This window comes from Reticulibacter mediterranei (assembly GCF_016587455.1).
In genome coordinates, this window is record NZ_BNJK01000001.1 from 3,863,733 (window position 1) to 3,882,643 (window position 18,911).

The 18,911-nt window shown below is 51.8% G+C and carries 14 protein-coding genes and 1 pseudogene; 9 read left to right on the top strand and 6 right to left on the bottom strand.

Translation table 11 applies throughout. The features are described 5' to 3' along the window. Window positions 1-203 precede the first annotated feature (203 nt). From K3T83_RS16655 to K3T83_RS16670, 5 genes are all read left to right on the top strand, one after another. Window positions 204-914 (top strand): DUF4388 domain-containing protein, encoded by a 711-nt coding sequence (locus K3T83_RS16655; protein WP_220204082.1) that lies wholly within the window; start codon window positions 204-206, stop codon window positions 912-914. Window positions 915-1,039: 125 nt separating this feature from the next. Further along, window positions 1,040-1,681: a hypothetical protein gene (locus K3T83_RS16660; RefSeq protein WP_220204083.1), complete on the top strand. Its 642-nt coding sequence runs from the start codon at window positions 1,040-1,042 to the stop codon at window positions 1,679-1,681. A gap of 90 nt (window positions 1,682-1,771) precedes the next feature. Further along, window positions 1,772-1,906, top strand: coding sequence for a hypothetical protein (locus tag K3T83_RS57235; protein ID WP_268963466.1), 135 nt, complete (start codon window positions 1,772-1,774; stop codon window positions 1,904-1,906). Between the two features lie 217 nt (window positions 1,907-2,123). Further along, window positions 2,124-2,270, top strand: a complete 147-nt coding sequence (locus K3T83_RS16665) for a hypothetical protein (protein WP_220204084.1) — start codon at window positions 2,124-2,126, stop codon at window positions 2,268-2,270. 48 nt (window positions 2,271-2,318) lie between these two features. After that, complete coding sequence (locus K3T83_RS16670) at window positions 2,319-3,134, top strand: TrmH family RNA methyltransferase (protein WP_220204085.1); 816 nt, start codon at window positions 2,319-2,321, stop codon at window positions 3,132-3,134. Between the two features lie 155 nt (window positions 3,135-3,289). Here the strand turns inward: K3T83_RS16670 and K3T83_RS57900 are convergent. Together K3T83_RS57900 and K3T83_RS16675 are read right to left on the bottom strand one after the other, a co-directional pair. Next, window positions 3,290-3,507 (bottom strand): annotated as a pseudogene (locus K3T83_RS57900) (type II toxin-antitoxin system HicB family antitoxin). Continuing rightward, a complete protein-coding gene (locus K3T83_RS16675) occupies window positions 3,504-4,418 on the bottom strand; it encodes an efflux RND transporter periplasmic adaptor subunit (RefSeq protein WP_220204086.1) in 915 nt (304 codons plus the stop codon). Before K3T83_RS16675 ends, K3T83_RS57900 begins: the two are co-directional and overlap by 4 nt. Window positions 4,419-4,862: 444 nt before the next feature. Between K3T83_RS16675 and K3T83_RS16680 the strand changes: the two genes are divergently transcribed. After that, window positions 4,863-6,131, top strand: coding sequence for a lactate racemase domain-containing protein (locus tag K3T83_RS16680; protein ID WP_220204087.1), 1,269 nt, complete (start codon window positions 4,863-4,865; stop codon window positions 6,129-6,131). Between the two features lie 52 nt (window positions 6,132-6,183). On the opposite strand, the gene K3T83_RS16685 is transcribed toward K3T83_RS16680, so the two are convergent. Then, the gene (locus K3T83_RS16685) at window positions 6,184-7,038 is read right to left on the bottom strand and encodes a hypothetical protein (protein WP_220204088.1); all 855 of its coding nucleotides are present in this window, start codon (window positions 7,036-7,038) and stop codon (window positions 6,184-6,186) included. Between the two features lie 482 nt (window positions 7,039-7,520). Here K3T83_RS16685 and K3T83_RS16690 point away from each other — a divergent pair, with 482 nt between their 5' ends. Continuing rightward, window positions 7,521-10,106 (top strand): metallophosphoesterase family protein, encoded by a 2,586-nt coding sequence (locus K3T83_RS16690; RefSeq protein WP_220204089.1) that lies wholly within the window; start codon window positions 7,521-7,523, stop codon window positions 10,104-10,106. A gap of 74 nt (window positions 10,107-10,180) precedes the next feature. Continuing rightward, on the top strand, window positions 10,181-10,573 hold the full coding sequence (locus tag K3T83_RS16695; RefSeq protein WP_220204090.1) for a calcium-binding protein: 393 nt from the start codon (window positions 10,181-10,183) through the stop codon (window positions 10,571-10,573). A gap of 317 nt (window positions 10,574-10,890) precedes the next feature. On the opposite strand, the gene gyrB is transcribed toward K3T83_RS16695, so the two are convergent. From gyrB to K3T83_RS16710, 3 genes are all read right to left on the bottom strand, one after another. Then, window positions 10,891-12,906 (bottom strand): DNA topoisomerase (ATP-hydrolyzing) subunit B, encoded by a 2,016-nt coding sequence (gyrB, locus tag K3T83_RS16700; RefSeq protein ID WP_236064916.1) that lies wholly within the window; start codon window positions 12,904-12,906, stop codon window positions 10,891-10,893. 569 nt (window positions 12,907-13,475) lie between these two features. Then, complete coding sequence (locus K3T83_RS16705; RefSeq protein WP_220204091.1) at window positions 13,476-14,069, bottom strand: zinc ribbon domain-containing protein; 594 nt, start codon at window positions 14,067-14,069, stop codon at window positions 13,476-13,478. A 370-nt stretch (window positions 14,070-14,439) separates the two neighbouring features. After that, entirely contained in the window at window positions 14,440-17,520 is a 3,081-nt protein-coding gene (locus tag K3T83_RS16710) for an alpha-mannosidase (RefSeq protein WP_220204092.1), read from the bottom strand. A gap of 339 nt (window positions 17,521-17,859) precedes the next feature. On the opposite strand from K3T83_RS16710, the gene K3T83_RS16715 reads away from it, so the two are divergent. Further along, window positions 17,860-18,903 (top strand): glucosaminidase domain-containing protein, encoded by a 1,044-nt coding sequence (locus K3T83_RS16715; protein WP_220204093.1) that lies wholly within the window; start codon window positions 17,860-17,862, stop codon window positions 18,901-18,903. Window positions 18,904-18,911 lie beyond the last annotated feature (8 nt).

An 18,911-nucleotide genomic window follows, 5' to 3' on the forward strand; every position in this document is an offset into this window, starting at 1 on the left:
CAAAAGAGGAATAAGCTTGACAAAATGGTGGATATTCCTTATTCTTACCACTGACCTGATGCAGTTCTATACTCATTTGTGCCCATCTTTTACTGCACCTTCCAATACTTATTTTCAGGCACAACGAAAACATCATGCAACAGGTTCGATCTATGGCGCGCGCCAGACGATTAGCCCTGATATTAAAAGGTGGATGTTCACACATGCCAGAACCACGAGAAGCAACGACGGAACAGCTATCTTATGTGATTCACTCAATGTTACTGGCACATCAGACGGGAATACTCAAGGTAGAGCGCAGCTTCGGCAACATTATTGAAGAGGGAACTATCATCTTCATCAACGGGCAAGTTGTCCAGGCAGCAGCCAGCCAGTATCGGGGAGCGGAGGCAAGCATCGATCAACTTCGGGGCGTGGAGGCATTGAACCGGCTCAGCGAATGGGGATTTTGCCGCTTCATCTTTTTCCAGACTTCAGTCGAGGAGCTATCGCAGATCAGCCAGCGTTTACTTGCCAGTCCCCACACATCTCCTACCCCACCACCACAGCTATCACCAACACCCACACCGCACACTCCGCCTCCAAACTTCCGTCCCGGCAACGAGCGTAGAGCGGATACTCGACCACTCTCTTCCGTCACCCGACCGATCCCGATAGTAACGGGGCAGATGCCAGTAGTCAATACTCCTGCCCCGATGGGAATACCGTATCGGTTACAGGAAGGTCCGGCAGCGCTCCAGTACATTGAGCAAATGAAGCTCTCGCGCACCCATCGCCGCCTCTTTCTCCTTATCGATGGGAAACGCCCGGCCCCGGATCTGGCCCACCTCATGGGCAAAGCACCCGAAGAGGTCTACCGGTTGCTCTACGAGCTGGAGCGGGCAGGATTGATTAAACGAACGGAAACACGTTAAGGCATAACACGTTTACCTCTCCTTGTTGAGTCTCCTATCATACCAGCAAAGACGTGTTCTTTATGTCGGATAGCGATGGAGAGAAAGAAAAAGTAGTCCGTCAACAAGGAAGGGTTGGATGATATATGTCTGAAAAATCAAAGCACGAACGCTCAGAGCAGGAAGATCTAATGGCACGCGGTCCCGTGAGTCGTGGCGCTGAAAATGAAAGCGTGCCGATGAATGAGGATACGCTCGATCAGCAAGCAAAGGGGGGCCACGTTACAGATAGCACCGGCTCCGATCCGAAACATCCAGATTATAATAAGATGGTGCCTGAGCATCCAACGCAAACCGCCGTTGGTAGTGGCGGCCCGGACCCGAAGCGCGATCTAGGCACCGTTGGTGGAGGCACAATTCCCAGCAGCAGCAGCAAGCGGGAAAGCGGCAGAAATACAAGCAATAGCACGGTCGCGGCTGGTGGCACCTCGTCGAAACAGACGGTTGGTGGTGGTCTCCCTACTGATCGCGGCGGCCTCACCGATACTGGTGCAGCAGGACAATCCACCAATGATGTCGATCGCATAGATCGCCATGCACAGAGCAATATCGGCGGGCGCAATCCTGGTCAGCCGCAGACAGCAATGGGAGATCGGGATACAAAGCAAGACAATCGTGGCGGCAAAGGGACCAATGAGGATATCATCGATCCCATGACCTCGCGTATGCCTGAGAAGATGCAGCAACAAGATGATGTGAAACAGGACGATCAGAAAAAGCAATCATGACGCTTGACAGCACCTTCTCGTTCATGTTACTCTAATCGAGATGCTACTGAATAAGCATCATATCGATATGCAAAGCTCAAGGAAAAGAACATGTCTTTTAGTACGGCGCTGACAACCAGAAAGTCTCTCTTTCTGACCAGTCTCCGCAGTGGGCGGAAGCTTGGCGGGGCGCGTCCTGTCGCCCAATGCCGTACTATGCCCTTTTTCGGAGACAAAGGTTCTTGAGCTAAACGAGCCGCTCAAAACATTCTTCACAAGACAACAGCCGTTGGGCATCAGGATGGCTAATGCTCACGGCTTTTTTGTTTCCCCTGCATTCCAGCGTTTCTAGCACATCACTTTCTATAAAGCTGTAAAGGCCGTGCGGCATGGCGACATACCTGTGCCACACGGCCTTTACAGCTTTCTCACAGCACTCAGATTAACCCAAAGGAGGACAACGATGGCTCATTGTATTACTGGCAGAACGTTAAAAACTCATTTTGGAGCGCGTCCACCAACCACATATAAAGCTTTTATCATTTTCTACTTCAAAGATGGCACGAAAAACTACTGGATGTATGGACGCTGGTTATCCAATTCAAGTTGATTAGCGGTGTGCTCGCCTGTATGAGACGAGCGAGAAATAGAGGTTGTTATGCTGGACGTTTCCAATCTGACCCCTGCCGGATTGCACAATACCAGGGTGAAGCAGTACCTTGCGATAAAAAATAACACAAAATCCTATCCTGAGAAGCTGGTCTGTCTGGAGGGCATGCGAGCGCTATCGCTGGCGCTCAAGGCCAACTTACAGGTATGTGCGTTTTTCATCTGTCCCGAGCTACTACGGGGCGATACAGCCAAAGACATTGCCCAACAGATTATCGCCGATGGCACTTCTTCCTATCAGGTGAGCGAAAGAGTGCTGGGTCATATGACCAGTTGGAATGGACCCGATGGCCTGGCTGCTATTGTGCAACTGCCCGACTATAGCTGGCAACATCTTCAGCTTAGCGCATGTAATACGCTGCTGGTGTTAGATGGCTTACAAATACCGGGCAATATTGGCACCATTATTCGCTGTTCAGACGGAGCTGGAGCCGATGGGATTATCATCACCAATAGTAAGCAACGGCTCTCGCATCCCAAGCTGGTACGCGCCAGTATGGGATCGTTATTCGGCCACCCCGTCATCGAATGCGAAGTACAGGAGGCGGCCTTCTGGCTGCACAAACATGGTTTTCAAATCATTACTGCCAGCCCGGACGCCGCGCTTAGCTACCGACAGATCAGCTATGCTGCTCGCGTGGCTATCGTTGTTGGCAATGAGCAGAACGGTATCTCTCCTGAGTGGTACGCGCTACACGATGTCAGCGTTTCCATTCCTATGAACGGTCGAGCTGATTCGCTCAATGTCGCTAACGCCGCCGTTTTATTGTTGTACGAAGCTATTTACCAGCAAAAGTTGATATAAGGTTTGTAACTGGCTTTTACAAATCAATCCAAGAATATAGGGTTGTAGTCGAGCGATTTATCGCGGTGGGTGAATCATATCTTGCCTCTCTACCGCGATAAATCGCTCGACTACAACCTGCATGGCGTGTTGCTGGTTTCATTGGTCAAACGCCATTAAGGTGTAGTCCGATATAGCTCTGGCTTATAGCGAGGAGGTGGAACGGGCTTTCCTTCCGCATATGCAGCTTCAAGCCATGCAGCCAATCCGCACATCTTTATAAAGCTTCTTCTGGCGTTTCGCCGAAAGCGGAGCAATATTGAAGATCAGGGATATCTGCAATATACCCATCATCTTCCTCGCTATAAAAAATGTTAATATGATAATCTTTCATACCTCACCTCCCAGATGGAACCGTATGATGGATTGCGCCACTGCAATCCGCACAGACACCTTCATGCCTGGAAGAAGCGCCTCCTTTTGATTATCGATACGCACCCAGGCTTCAAAGGTGTCTGTCTGGGTATCAGCCTGGGGGATCACAGTGCTGACGGTTCCCTCAAATGTATGCCCAGGAAGTGCGGAACTGCTCACGTCCGCAGCCAGGCCCGGCGAGATGTGCCCAAACATCGCCAGTGGCAGCTTCGTATGCACGATTGCCGCTGTTTCATCCATAATCGTTAAGAGTTGCATATTCGCCGGGAACATTTCGTTGGGATTGATATTGATCGCCGTCACTATCCCGCGCATGGGAGAGGCCAGCAGGCCATGATGAGCTAAACGCACGAGCGCCTGATCTGGCTTGACCTCATCACCGACTTTTACCAGTATCTCCAATACCTGTTCATTTGTAGGATAGGAGAGATCAAAACGTTGGAGAGGAAAAACAATGCCGTTGCCAGCAGCGACCGGCGTTGTATGCGGCGGATTTACCTGAAAAAACATCACATCAGCCACAGCTTTTGTGTCGATCCAGGTGACACCAACCATCACCCCTAATATGGCCACAATGCTCGTCATCGTCCAGAGCAACCTGGATTTCGTTGGAGAGCGTCGCACCGGTTTGCGCGTGGTCTGCAAACCGGAGCGAGGACGCAGCGAAGATGGTGAGCGCTTCCTCGCCGGTGCATCAGGCATAATCAATACTGGTGGCTTGATTGGTCCAGGTCCAAGCGGCCAATGTGCTATCGTTGGTGGCTGCGTGTGTGGCAGATTACTATCGTCGGAGGAGAAAGCGGTTGTTGGTGCCGTTGTTGGCATGGTGCCCGATTGAAACTGGTGATGATTTTTTTGATGACCCTCCATATGAAACCCCCTTCCTAACAGAACCCCCTGTTACCTCTACACAACAAACTACATATCCCACAGTAGCACGACATCGCTCGTTTCAACAAAGGGCAGATGATACAAATACAACTTCCTTGCCTGCAATGCTGCTACTGCGGCCTCCAATGACTTTCACCACAAACACATATCAAGTATTTTGTGATGATCTATCTATATAACGCTGTATTTGATAAGCAGTAACTTCTTTTTCTCTTTTTTCATAGAATATTTATCCAATAAATTTTCATTTTATGTTGTGTAATGATAAAAAGTTCTCAAAGTTTCTACATCAAGTACACAAGATGATGAATATGGCAGGCAATCGGTGAGGATAGTGCCGCTGAATGCTCCCTTTGAATGGTACAATAGGACGGTAATTGTTTACTTGCGAGCAATCCATACCATTCAGAGAAGAGTACAATCATGATACAGGGAAAAGGATTCACAACTCAGACGTTGGCAGACGAGGATGTACGCAACCTACTGGAAGCAGCCTGCAATGATCTTGCGCTCGATGGCAAGCGCGTCCTGGTCATTATTCCTGATGGAACGCGTACGGCCCCTATACCATTGATGTTTCGCCTCTTGTATGAGCAGTTGGGAGGGCGCGTGGCTCACCTCGATTATCTGATCGCGCTAGGAACACATCAGCCTATGTCGGAAGAGGCGATCAGCAAGCTAGTGGGAGCATCCAGCGAGGAGCGGGCGCAGAACTATCCCAATGTGCAGGTCTTCAATCACCGCTGGGCCGATCCTGGCACCCTCAAAACAATCGGGGTCATTTCGCGTCAGGAGGCGGTTGATCTGACGAATGGGACGCTAGAACAAGAAGTACTGGTGACGCTTAACGGAATGATATTTGAGTACGATTTCTTGATGATCTGCGGCCCGGTCTTTCCGCACGAGGTCGTTGGTTTTTCCGGCGGAGCCAAGTATCTTTTCCCTGGCATCGCTGGCCCGGACATCATCAACTTCACCCACTGGCTGGGGGCGCGTCTCACCAGCATGCACACGATTGGAGTGAAAGATACACTCGTCCGGCGCGTGATTCATCGGGCCGCCGAATTTGTGCCGCTCCCGATTCTGTGCCTGGCGATGGTGATGCAGGGGCAAGGTCTGCACGGTCTTTATATTGGCTCGTATAGAGATGCTTTTGAACAGGCGGCCGATCTTTCTGCTCAGCTTAACCTCATTACGGTGCAGCGACCGTTCCGACGCGTATTATCCGCGCCATCCACGATGTATGATGATCTGTGGACGGCGGCCAAAGCGATGTATAAGACTGAGCCGGCAATCGAGGATGGCGGTGAGGTGATTATCTACGCCCCTCATATCAGCGAGATATCCTATACGCACGGCAGGCTCATCGACGAGGTAGGCTATCATGTGCAGGAGTACTTCCTCAAGCAGTGGGAGCGCTTCAAGGATGTTCCAGGAACTATTCTGGCTCATAGTACGCATGTCAAAGGGGCCGGCACCTATGATCCCGCAACGAGCATCGAAACGCCACGTATCCAGGTAACGCTGGCCACAAGCATCCCCGAGGAGCGCTGTCGGCTGGTAAATCTGGGCTATCTCGATTACCGCACCATTAATCCTGAGGAGTGGCAGAATCGTGAAGCGGAGGGTATTCTGTATGTGCCACATGCAGGCGAAATGCTCTATCGTTCTCCAGAGGTCGTTTCACGTTAATAAAGAGCAGGACGAACTATCATACATTCGTCCCGCCAAAGCTGTCTTCGTATTAGCGGCGACAACTCCAGGTTAATATGTTGATCGGCCTCGACACCTGTGGGGTGCCAGTGGCGTAGAAGAAAATCGTAGCTGTTTTGCAGCCCCAGGAGGCGGGAATAGTAATCCTGACGAACTGTGATCTATCGATCAATGTCCTGCCACGCCTTTCAAGTGAGACAGTCCCGGTGGTGGGGAAGAGCTTGATGGCTGCGGCAGCGGCCCGAGAATTGATCACGCTGGCGCTCCACTGCACAGGCTCAGTATTTTTCGGATCTGCCGAAACCTTCACCATGCAGGTCCAGTTGCCGCGCCGGTCTCTGGTACAGCTCTTGCTGCTAAACGAGTTCTTGTTCGGCGTGACGACTATATCGTTACAGATGACTGGCACCCTCACGACATTATGCGGCCCTGTAAATGTAATCGTGGAGCTGTCAGGACAGGCAAGCCCATTTTCACGAAACATTACATTCACGCTGGCATTGGGGGCCAATCTGCCGGACCTTGTCAAGAGTTGAAAGCGCGGATTGCTGCTCGATGCCGTCCATCTCACAGTTTCGCGGGTGGAAGTATTTTTCAATGTAATCGTGCAATTGACATAGGGCACCCCACCATGTGTATCGGAGCGACAGGAACGATTCTTCCCAAGATTGTCCAGTGTGGTTGGATTGGTACTGAGCCAGCCGAGATTGCGTGGAGGAGCAGCAGAGGCCGATGTGATGGGAACCAGTAGCGTAAAAAGACCCACAGCCAGCGCAGTGAGCAGTGAGCAGATACCCAGCTGAAATGCCTTTTTCGGAAAAAGCTTTGATGCGTTCGTATGGTGGACATCCTGTCCATTCGTGATTTCGTCATATCTGTTTGGCATGTATTTGTTTTCCTTTATCATGTACTGAAAGTAGCCTGTAAACATTACATATTTACATCATGACAACAGCTAAGAAGTGGAAAAATGCTAATTAATGTAAATCAGTGTAAAATTTACATTCTAAGAAGAAGAGAAATTTAACCTCCTTTCCATTGATACTGCCAGTCAGGAGATCTTTGTAACAAAGATAGTATAGCAGATAAATTTAGTAAATGATCGCTTTGATACCTAAGTAGTGAATTTTATGTACGAAAGGGTAATAGCAGTTACCCTATTGTACCCCTGTTTCAGCCTGGGCCATTGCAACCTGTCACACAGATATTGTATGCTAATGGAGTGTAGAATGAAGACAGCGAGAACAAAGCAGATAATCATGACGCGTCCCCATAAATTGAGCGAGAGATGCATTTTCAGCGGATAAAGCACATCCATTATATAACATGATGAAACACAAATAAATACGCTATGGAGCAAGCTTTTGTATGTCGTGGACACCTCTAGTTGATCGTATTGCACATTTGCCCCTGATCCTCTCCGGGCCTGTTGTACGGCGTGTTGAGCCAGCTGCGGCGACAATCTGGTTAGCGTTGAAAGAGCCGCGCCGTGTCACGTTGCATGTCTATATACAAGATCAGAGTGGTGCGCTTCGGCTATGTATTGAGGGTACAGGCGCAACGGTGCGACTTGGAGACTCCCTCCACATCGTCGCCGTGACCGCTCGCGCCAGTGATAAAGAGCAAGAACTGGCCTGGGGCAACCTCTACTACTACGACCTGTTCTTTCAACCTGTTGATAGCAATGAGAACAGTGTGAGTGAAGCAACCGCTCACCTCAGCACGCCAGGTATTATAACATCCGACGTGGCTCAGGATACAGCCTTACAAATGCTGACATACGAGGGGCACCCGCTGCCGGGCTTTGTGGTCCCGCCCGCAGACATCAACCAGCTCAGCATTGTGCATGGCTCGTGTCGCAAGATGCACGGCGACGGGACAGAGATGCTCTCCACCCTGGATACGCTGCTCGCCAATGCCGCCCACGACCTCTCGCGGCGACCCCAACAATTGTATATGACGGGGGATCAGATCTACGCCGACGATGTGGCGGCCCCGCTGCTGTTTGCCTTGATGGATAGCGGAAGGTGCTTATGTGCAGGCAACACAGAAGAAATTTTGCCGATAGTACATGCTCCCGCCTGGGCATTTGGGCCTGGGAGTCGGCGCGATATCGTGCATAACGAGGCGCTGCTGACCACAACCACGCCGCACAATCACCTCCTATCGCTCTCGGAGTATGCGAGTATGTATCTCTACGCCTGGTCGGATGTATTGTGGCCGGAGCAACTGCCGGATGTAGCCACCGTCTGGCAGGCGTACCCAGAGCTGCGTCCATCCAGCGACGAAGATCAGATCAAAGTGAAGGCGCAATACGAACAACAGAACCGGCAATTGCAGCAGATGCGCGAGGAACTGCCGCAGGTACGGCGCGCACTGGCAAACATTGCGACCTATATGATTTGCGACGACCATGAGATTACCGACGATTGGTATCTCGATGGAGCCTGGTGCCAGCAAGTCTTATCGAATCCGTTGGGACGTCATATCCTGCGCAACGCCATTCTGACCTACGCGCTCTTTCAAGCCTGGGGCAACACCCCAGATCAGTTTGCTGATCTCAATGGCAGCACACTTCTGGCTGCGATAGATACATGGAGAGGGCAAGAGACAGATAAACAAGTTGCACTGATCGAGGAAATTATTGGCCTGCCAGCTGCTTTCGATGGTAGCGGAACATTGCAGTATTCCCGGCGAACTTTACACTGGCATTACACGTATAATGGTGCACACCATCGAGTTATCGTCATGGATACGCGCACGCGCCGCTATTATCGCTCGCCAGAGGAGTTTCCGGGCCTGCTCTCACACGAAGCGATGCATACCCAGATTCGCAACGAAGAGTGGCCTGTGACCATCCTTATTTCAGCAACTCCCGTGATGGGGGTGGACTTCATCGAATCGATTCAATTCTGGAGTCGCTGGCGTGTGCGCGACAATTACGCTTATGATCGTGAGGCATGGGCGCTGGAATGGGGCACCTTCCAGCACTTCCTCAAGACGGTCAGCCGGTTGAAGCGCGTCGTTATTCTTTCGGGCGACGTACATTATGCCTTTGGCTCAAGCATGGAGTATTGGGATTATCATACTGGCGCAACGGCGAAGTTAGTAAACTATACCTCCAGTTCGCTGTATAACGAGGGTTCTGGATCGCATATGGCGGTGCTGGCCGTTGGCTATCCCCGCCTGCTCCATATGCTGCGGCGTCAACAGCAGCCGACGCTGGATTTCTTCGCCTGGGACATCAATGATTCCAACCATCATTTTCTCGATTACATGCTCACCATCATTCACAAGCGGATCTACCGTGTCTGGTGGTCATTGCCGAGGCTGATAGCAGCGCGTCGTTCCCCTAACGAGATCGTGCTACCAGCGCAGGGATGGCTCAAGGGAACGTTTGATGCATTTCAGCCAGATCGCAGCTATCGTCTGCGCTACCTATCGAATACGCTCGCTCGTGCCGGCGGGAAACGTGGCACCCATCTGCAAGTAACGCTCTCTCGTTTGGGGCTGCAACCTGTGCGTCTGGCGCTAGGCATCATCACCTTTCTAGAGGGCATTTTGCGCCGCTTGCGCAGTAGTCTTGCACGTAAGACCGGGGAACTTGAGCAAGCGCCAGAACTCTTGCAGTCACCTTCGCAAACGCTGGTCCATCAGACAGTGCATGGCACTGAGGCTATCGAGCACCAGTTGGAGAAGCGTCGCAACCGTCTGGTGGAAACGATCTTCCACTATGGGCGCTGGCTGAATCGCTGGAAGGCAGGCGAACTGATCGTTGGATATAACAATATCGGCGAGATCCGTTTCCACTGGAACGAGGTACAGCCAGAGGTCATCCAACGGCTCTGGTGGTATCGTCCAGGTGACGACGACGATAAAGGTCTATTGCAAACAGCTGACTACTGCGATACGCTGGCTCTGCCGACACACGATATGGAGCCACCGCTACCATGATATGAAATGGGTCTGATTTGTTGTATTCTATATAAAAACCCGATTGCTCTCGAAATGGGAAGGGGGATATACAGATGAAGCATCATTACACAGAGGAAGAACGTAGTGAGCGTGACGAGCGCATCGCGATGGAAATTGTTGTGGATTCGTATGACGAAGAAGAGCAGATGCTAGGTTGGCAGGCATATCTTTCGCAGAAGTTACACTTCCCATTTACCGCCCGCTGTATCGAACAACGGGCAATCTCGCCGCTGAAGGTAGGAGATGAGGTTGAGGCTGTGGGAATGCCATTGGACGAAGAATGTGTATCTGGCATGTTCGTGCTGATCAAGTGGCAGGGAATTCAGTTCGGCGTGCCCTTGATCCAATTAGAGGGGGTCAAGGTCGATAAAAAAACGCAGCAAGCAATCGAGGATTGGCACTACTGGGTGAATCAGGATGATGATGAGGAAGAAGAAGAATTCTAGCATGTAGGTGCCTGCAAAAGTCGTAGTCCTCTGTCAAACCTCATTCGTTGATGCACCCAGAACATCCTCTGGGGGGTGATCGGATATGGCAGGGGCGATGGCTTGTCCTCGCCCCCGTTGTTGTCCCATCATTGCGCCTGGGGAGGGCGAGGACAAGCCATCGCCCCTGCCATATCCTACTGTCTTTCCAATGTTTTGATTGAAGTTTGACAGAGTCGTAGTCGAGCGATTTATCGCGCATTCTCGTACATGCGCGATAAATCGCTCGACTACGACTTTTGCAGGCACTATGCCCAGAAATTACGCCATCTTCCTTATTATATATCCAGATTGGCGCTCTTGGCGTGGCTTTCGATGAAGCGTTTGCGTGGGGTTACGTCGTCGCCCATGAGCATGCTAAAGACCTTATCGGCTTCGATGGCCTCTTCAATCGAGACCTTGAGGATGGTCCGTTTGGCGGGGTCCATTGTGGTGTCCCAGAGCGTGCCGGGGTTCATCTCACCCAGACCTTTGTAACGCCCAACCTCTGGTTCCTTGCCGTTATGGGTGGACTTATACTCCTCCACCAGCGCATCCCGCTCCTCATCGGTATAGACGTAATGCACCTGCTTGCCAAACTTGACGTGGAACAGTGGTGGCTGCGCAATATACAAATGTCCATCGGTAATCAATTGCGGCATATGGCGGAAGAAGAAGGTCAGCAACAGCGTGCGAATATGCGCCCCGTCAACGTCAGCATCGGACATAATCACAATACGGCCATAGCGCAACTTCGCCATATTGAAATGCTCGTCGATGCCCACACCGATAGCGGTAATGATGTTCTTGACCTCTTCATTTTTGAGGATCTTATCCAGGCCCACGCGCTCGACATTCAGAATTTTACCGCGCAATGGCAATATTGCCTGAAAATGCCGATCACGCCCTTGTTTTGCTGAGCCACCGGCGCTATCACCCTCGACGAGGTACAGTTCGCAGCGGTCAGAGCGGCGCTCACTACAGTCGGCCAGTTTGCCAGGGAGAGTGGTGTCGAGAACGTTTTTGCGCTGCACCAGATCGCGGGCGGCACGAGCTGCCTCACGCGCGCGTGCGGAGGTCAGACACTTCTCAATAATCGCTTTGGACTCGCTGGGCGTTACCTCAAGGTACTGCGTGAGCATCTCCGAGGTGATGTTCTCAACGATGGGACGCACCTCTGCATTGTTCAGCTTGTTTTTGGTTTGCGACTCAAATTGTGGATTGGGAATCTTGACGCTGACGACAGCCACCAATCCCTGGCGGATATCGTCGCCAGTCAGATTGCCATCCTTCTCTTTGAGCAGATTGACCTTACGCGCGTAGTCGTTGAGCGAACGCGTGAGGGCACTGCGGAAGCCGGTAATGTGCATGCCTCCGTCTATCGTGTTGATACCATTGGCGAAGGAGAACTCGGTGGTAGACCAGCTATCATTGTACTGAAGGGCAATCTCAACCTTCACATCATCTACTTCGCGCACAATGCTTACCGGACGATTCTGGAGTGTGTTGCGGTTCTTATTTAAGTAACGTACGAACGAGACCAGGCCACCCTCAAAGTAGAAGGTCGCTTCACGATCGGTGCGCTCGTCTACCAGCGAGATCGTCATGCCACGATTGAGATAGGCCATCTCGCGGAAACGTTGGGCCAGAATGTCAAAGCTATAATCACGGGTCTCCATGACGGTGAGATCGGGCAAGAAAGAGGTGATCGTTCCCTGGCCCTCGGCGGGGCCGATATCCTGCAATTTCGTAATGGGAATACCCCTTTCGTAGCGCTGTCGATAGAGGCGACCATCTTTTTTGACATCGACCTGACACCACTCCGAAAGAGCATTGACTACTGAGACACCGACACCGTGCAGGCCGCTACTGACCTGATAGCCGCCACCGCCGAACTTCCCACCAGCATGCAGAATCGTCATTACCACTTCAAGCGTTGACATGCCCGGTCGCTGGGGATGCTCATCGATCGGGATACCACGTCCATTATCCTCGCTGGTCACTGAACCATCGGCATGCAGGGTTACTTTGACAGTATCGGCGAAACCAGCCATGACTTCATCAACGCTGTTATCTACGACCTCAGTGATCAGGTGATGTAGACCGCGTTGGTCGGTTGCACCGATATACATACCAGGACGCACGCGGACGGCCTCTAAGCCCTCTAAGATCTGAATATTTTGTCCACTGTAGCCATTACCGTTACCGTTCACTTTTCCAACTCCATCCCCACCAGGATTATTTGTAGAATTAAGTAGAGCCTCGTGATCATCAGGGAGTTGCTCTGTCATTAGTGATTCTCTCGTCTTCGCCATAAGAACCTGTACATTCCTTTTGCTCAGTAGCCACAAAACATGCGGCGAGGGCCGTTCGTTGACCTGTTCAACAACGGGGAAATGCCGCCGGGCAAGAACCACCAGGTTGGTCTCGCCCCTACCATCTATCACTGTAAATGATTATGGTAGTAAGTAAAATCGGCCTTCGTTTTGTCCGTTCTATCCTCCCCGTAGGAGTGAGATAGGAGCCTTGCATACGACATCACACTTACAAGAAGTACATGACCATACACAGACAATGCCTGCATAGAAAAAACAAACAGGAGGTGAGTTGTTGCGGAAGGCTAATCTACACCCATAACCAATTATTCTTAGAGAATATGGAAAAAGTGGCAATGGAAGCCACATTTCGCTACATCATTATAGCACATTCTCCCATTTTACACAATGCAGATAGGTTGAACGGACAACCGAAAATTGGGCTTTTTCTTTAGAGAAAGAAACAGTGAAATTTTGTGGGAGGCGCAGCCAGTCAATTGGCCTCACAAGCCATCTCACTGGCTATTGTGAGCGGGCCGCACCTCCAAAGAACCGTTGTGGGCAAGATGTCAATAGCGGTTGCCAGTGACAGGTCCACCCATAGGCATGCCACTTGGTGGCTGCATAGAGGGAACGCCAGGCATGTTTTGCATAGGAGGAGCGCCTCCAGTAAGATGGGTCGCGCAGTATGGGCAGAAGGTCCAGCGTAGCTCCAACAGACGCTCGCACTTGGGACAAGGACGTTTGAGCTTCTGGCCGCAGGAGGGGCAGACCTGGAAATCGCCCTCAATGCGTGCATGACAGTTGGTGCAGGTCTGGCGCTCGGTCATCTCAGCGAGCAGGGACTCTTCTTCTAACTGACGTTCATAGATCTCCGCCAGCGTTTGACGGGGACGCAAAATCATATAAATAAACAGGCCACCTACGTTAAAGACAGCAACCAGCACAGTTGCCAGGATCTGGGTGAGAAAGTCCTGTGTCCGGGAGCGAATATCACGAAAGGTCCAGATCACAATACTCAAAGAGAAGATGACAAAGAAGGCAATGGAACATCCAATTAACGGCCCCACCAATCCTTGCAAAGTAGTTAAGAGGTTATTTGAAGAACCCCCTGCCGGGTCTGCCGCCAACACCAGGGTCGGCATTATAGTAGTAGCATTCACAGGACAAACGCCCCTTTCAATCAATAAGTAGAAAATCTCATGCTGCATACAAGCGCAGTGTATTATGCTTACTTAGTTACGAATTTTTGATGATTACACGATTTATAACGTTTCGTTCTATGCTCTGATGACATCATAGGACTATGTGTTACAGGCAAGGACAGCCTTACCCCTCTCTTCATATTCGTAGTCGCGCGATTTATCGCGCCTGGATTGTATCACCTGCCTTCATGTTCTATGCGCGATAAATCGCGCGACTACGAATATGGGGAAGGACAGCCCCTATCGTTGTTTCAACTCATCATCACACGACTCCACATACGGGAGCATTACCTGATGAAATTGTTCAACTCTATATCTATTCTATACCCTACGAGAATATAAGAGTCGTTATGCTTCCTCCACCAACCTGGACATAAACCGCCTGATCCGCTGCATCGGCTACGATGGATAGCGCCTCCTGACGCTCTTCCAGCAAATTTGCCCGATACGCCTGAGCAAAAGAAAAGCCTGGACAGATGACGGCTTCAACGGGACGGGACAGCGGATTGTAAACTCGTACGACGACACCTTGCCCATCGTTGCTGCGCTTGATGGCACTGATCACCAGTTCGCGCGGCGAAACCTCCAGCAGAGCTGCAGTTGAGGGGAGTTGCCCTGGATGCATCTCTGCCACGACAACGCGCGTTGCAATAGGCAAATTAAATGCCTGTGCCTCGCGCAGCACCAGAGCCTCTTCCGCCTCCCAGTCCCCTTGATGGGGAACCAGGGCATAGTCGAATTCATGGTGCCCCAGACATTGCGCGTCGGGCGTATGTTCCATCGGCCCGGCGTGACCATGACGAGTCGCCAGATCGCCGCGCGACAACCACTCAACGCAACGCAACAACGTGATGGCGACCGCCGACGCTCCGGGGCCATACTGCACCACCTCATATTCGGGCAGGCCGCGATTGAGAATACCTGAACTGATACCTCCATTCTCAGTGCCGCTGACATCGACAAAACGCTTCTGTGGAAAGACGTTGACCGGCTCTTCGGCCCATTCCGCGACGTTAGCGGGGCGAGGCTGAACAGATGGCCGCGTGCGCACCTCAAACGTACCTTCAGCAGCAGCATGTTCTACTGTATATGATACAGGAAAGAGTACACGCAACCGATGATCTTTGACTCTATTTTCTATACGAGTGTGAATATCAATACGATGCACTCCTGGGACCAGAGAAATTTCGCTAACAATCGAGCAGTTGGTCAGGCGTGTACTACGCTCGGTGCGATGAGCGACACATGCGCCAGGCAGGGCAAAGCGTCCACTCACGCGCAACATCGCCCGTACAGGGCCACTATGCACAAGCTCTATCTCCGGTGGCTCGGCTGGCCGGTCGATCAGCGTATCATGCTCAGGTGGACAATAGGTGTAGAGATCGCCAACATCGCCACCATCGACAAAACGGTTCTGCCCACGCAAGACCGCTCCGCTCTGCTTATCCGTGACAATCAGCGTGCCGTCCTGTGCATCGACCTCAACGCGATAATACTCGTTTTCGATACTCCGTGCATCGGCAACAAGCGAACTGCTGATTTTTGGCAAATCTTTGAGGCCGCGCGGATAGAGCCAGAAGGTTTTGAGGCCATACGCAGGGAGATCGGTCGCCACAAAATCGAGCGTCTCCCGCGCCTGATCGATCAGCGTAACCTCCAGCGTGTGGACATCTTCGCGCTCCAGCAGAGCCAGCACGCGCTCTCCAGCAACGTTCAATTCATGCTCGTTGACCTCGATACGTCCCGCCGGGGCAATCATAACCTCGATAGCGACCACGCCCGGCTGGAGAGCGTGATGGGTTGCGCCATGTGCGGAATCGTCGATAGAAACTCGCGAGATGACGTGACTACCAGCATCTCCACCAGGAGTTTCCGCCAGCGCGCTCATCACCAGACCGTGCGCCATCTCGATCAGTTGAGCAGGAGTCGTCACGCCAGCAAGAGCGGTCGCGCTGGCAAACATCTCACGCGCAATCGGCATAGTGCCAATCTCCTGTCGCCAGCGATTGACGACGCGATACGGCATCGTCTTGCCATTAGCATCGACGATTACGGCATTATGCAGGGAGCCGGGAAGCTGCACCGTCACCTGCACCTGCTCCGTACGTGGTCCCGGCCCTGGATTGAAGACGACGAGCGGGAGAGGAGCATGGCTGGGATGGGCGACTGGGAATGGTGCCTGCGTATCAACGGCATCAACAACCTGTTGCATCGCCTGACCGACAATGTTCTCGGCGATCTGCTGACTTTGCGCAAAGCGGACGCTATTTTCGCGATGCACCTGATCGATGCTACAACCACAGATGCTATCGTGGGGATGGTTTTGCAAGAGATATTTCCAGGCCAGGGAGACAAAGCCGCCTGGATACGCCGAACCAAGCTGCTCGGCCCACGCGGTCAACGGCTCAACCCAGTATTGCAACAGATGCTCGGTTGCGTTGTTTTGTTGCTTGATCCACATGCGCGTAGAAAGAACAGAGGGCAAAAGATGGGCATACTGGCTACTGCGCATCTCTCCTTGCAGCGTCTCCAGATGTCCCGCGTGCTGCCCTATCTCCGCGATATATTGCGGCAGCGTGCCAATCTGAAGATGAATCGCATCGTAGTGTTTGCGCAAGTCGCTCCCGTCATGGCTGCGATTGAGCAGGCGTTGACGTTCGGGATCAAGCCGTGCAAGCAGACTGTTGGCGGCCTCGATTACGGCTGGCAGGCCATCCTGAGGCTCCAGATGATCGGAACCGTTCATAAAGAGCAGCGTATCAGTAGTAGCTTTAGGCAAGATGTTGGAGGTGAGCAGTTCGACACGGGTAACAAATTCGGCAGGTTGCAGGGGAAGCTGGCGAGCGTTGGAGTAGCCGATGGGATCGGCAAGATGGATGGTGAGGACACGGGAACCATCGGGAGCTTCCCAATAAAACTCGCTCTGACGTGCCTCTTCACCGACGCCACGCCAGAAAACGGCGTTATCGATACCTACGCCCTGCAATATCTGCGGCAATTGCGCAATATGGCCGAAGCAATCGGGAACATAGCCAACACGCATACCACCGCCGAATTCAGCCGCTCGTCGCAAACCGATCTGCAAGTTACGGATCAACGCCTCGCCACTAACCAGGAATTCGTCGGGTTGTAGATACCAGGGGCCGACCAGAATGCGCCCGGAACGAATGTAATGCTTGAGTCGCTCCTCCTGCTCAGGTCGCACCTCTAAATAGTCGTCGAGCACAATAGTCTGACCATCGAGCATAAAGAAACGAAATTGAGGGTCGTGATCGTTATCGTTATTTAAAATAGCGAGCAACTTATCAACTGTCCTGACAAGGCGAATACGAAATTGCTGGAACGTCTGATACCATTCGCGATCCCAATGGGTATGAGGGACAATCAAAATAGTGAGTTGCTCAGCCATACTTCTCCCTTACACAATTACGTACAAAATGTTTGTATTCTTCTGAATATCGTAGGAGTATCACCCATTATATACTATTGGGGCCACCCAACCCTACAATTGTCCCTATCTCACCTAAAAGTCTTATCAAATTCTAACCAACATCGATTAAACAGGACTTTTTTCTTATGCTTTAGAGGCCGGACAGGTGGTATGATATTTTGTAGCTAGTTGTCTTTTTCTGTTTCAAGGAGTTGCAAGCCATCGAAACGAATCACCTATTCGCCTTCCTATGGGGGAGTAAGGTGCATTGCCATACTCTACCAGGACATATGTTCTTTATTGTGAAGGAGGACGCACATGGCGAGTGGTAACTACGCGCGAAGGACTGCTACGCGAGTGCCCACAGAACCACAAACCGTTATTCCCCCAAGAGCTACACGCGATTTGCAAACAACTGTTGTTGAAGAAGAGGACCACTCTGATAGTATTAGCGTCACAACGCGCCCGGTGACGTTACGTGGCAAAACGAAGGCGCTGGAAGAGGTGCAACTGGCCGAGAAATATACCGAACCGGTGCGCCCATCAACCCGCAACACCACGACGTATCGTAATACGACGTATCGCACGACCAACCGCACGAGGGATCTGTACGAAGATCGGCGTCCGCGCCATGTCGTCATTGATGCCGTCGCCCCCGATCCAATTGAGCACCATCGACCCTGGATCAAGATATTTATTGGTAGCGTAGTAGCGGCTGTCATTTTTGCCGTTGTGCTTATTTCGGCAGGCATGTCGCAAAGGCCGGGCCTTCCTCAGTTAATTACCAGCACAGGGGGAGGTGTTTATAGCATTCAGGTAGGAGGGGCGGACGCAAAGAGCTGGCAGGAAAAAGAGCCAATGCCTGCTAAAACCCCAATTCCAACGAAAACTGGCCCCTATGGAGTTCTGGGCAAACCCACTATTTCGGTCAATTTTATCAATCAGGTGCTGGCAAGTTACCATTCGCCCGCTGCCGGAAAGGGTCAGGCACTTTATGATCTGGGCGTGAAGTATGGCATCGATCCCGCCTTCGCGCTGGCCTTCTTTCAGCACGAAAGCACATTTGGGACAGCGGGAGAGGCGCGCACCACCATGTCGCTTGGCAATTTGCGCTGTATTCCCGACCGTCCATGCGTTGATCAGGATCGCGGAGGCTACGCACAGATGCAAAGTTGGGAGGATGGCTTCGAGATCTGGTATCAATTAATTCGCAACTATTACATTGCTCGTCGCGGCCTGGTGACGGTTGAGCAGATCATTCCCGTCTATGCACCTGCCGCCGATAGCAACAACGAACAAGCCTATATCTCTTCCCTCAAACACTCCATCGACACCTGGCATGCAGGAAATCTCAGACCATGATTTGCAGA

Coding starts and splice junctions, on each gene's coding strand:
- K3T83_RS16655 (WP_220204082.1), top strand. CDS start 204: ATGCCAGAACCACGAGAAGCAACGACGGAACAGCTATCTTATGTGATT.
- K3T83_RS16685 (WP_220204088.1), bottom strand. CDS start 7,038: ATGCCAAACAGATATGACGAAATCACGAATGGACAGGATGTCCACCAT.
- K3T83_RS16660 (WP_220204083.1), top strand. CDS start 1,040: ATGTCTGAAAAATCAAAGCACGAACGCTCAGAGCAGGAAGATCTAATG.
- K3T83_RS16680 (WP_220204087.1), top strand. CDS start 4,863: ATGATACAGGGAAAAGGATTCACAACTCAGACGTTGGCAGACGAGGAT.
- K3T83_RS57235 (WP_268963466.1), top strand. CDS start 1,772: ATGTCTTTTAGTACGGCGCTGACAACCAGAAAGTCTCTCTTTCTGACC.
- K3T83_RS16690 (WP_220204089.1), top strand. CDS start 7,521: ATGTCGTGGACACCTCTAGTTGATCGTATTGCACATTTGCCCCTGATC.
- gyrB (WP_236064916.1), bottom strand. CDS start 12,906: ATGGCGAAGACGAGAGAATCACTAATGACAGAGCAACTCCCTGATGAT.
- K3T83_RS16670 (WP_220204085.1), top strand. CDS start 2,319: ATGCTGGACGTTTCCAATCTGACCCCTGCCGGATTGCACAATACCAGG.
- K3T83_RS16715 (WP_220204093.1), top strand. CDS start 17,860: ATGGCGAGTGGTAACTACGCGCGAAGGACTGCTACGCGAGTGCCCACA.
- K3T83_RS16675 (WP_220204086.1), bottom strand. CDS start 4,418: ATGGAGGGTCATCAAAAAAATCATCACCAGTTTCAATCGGGCACCATG.
- K3T83_RS16695 (WP_220204090.1), top strand. CDS start 10,181: ATGAAGCATCATTACACAGAGGAAGAACGTAGTGAGCGTGACGAGCGC.
- K3T83_RS16665 (WP_220204084.1), top strand. CDS start 2,124: ATGGCTCATTGTATTACTGGCAGAACGTTAAAAACTCATTTTGGAGCG.
- K3T83_RS16710 (WP_220204092.1), bottom strand. CDS start 17,520: ATGGCTGAGCAACTCACTATTTTGATTGTCCCTCATACCCATTGGGAT.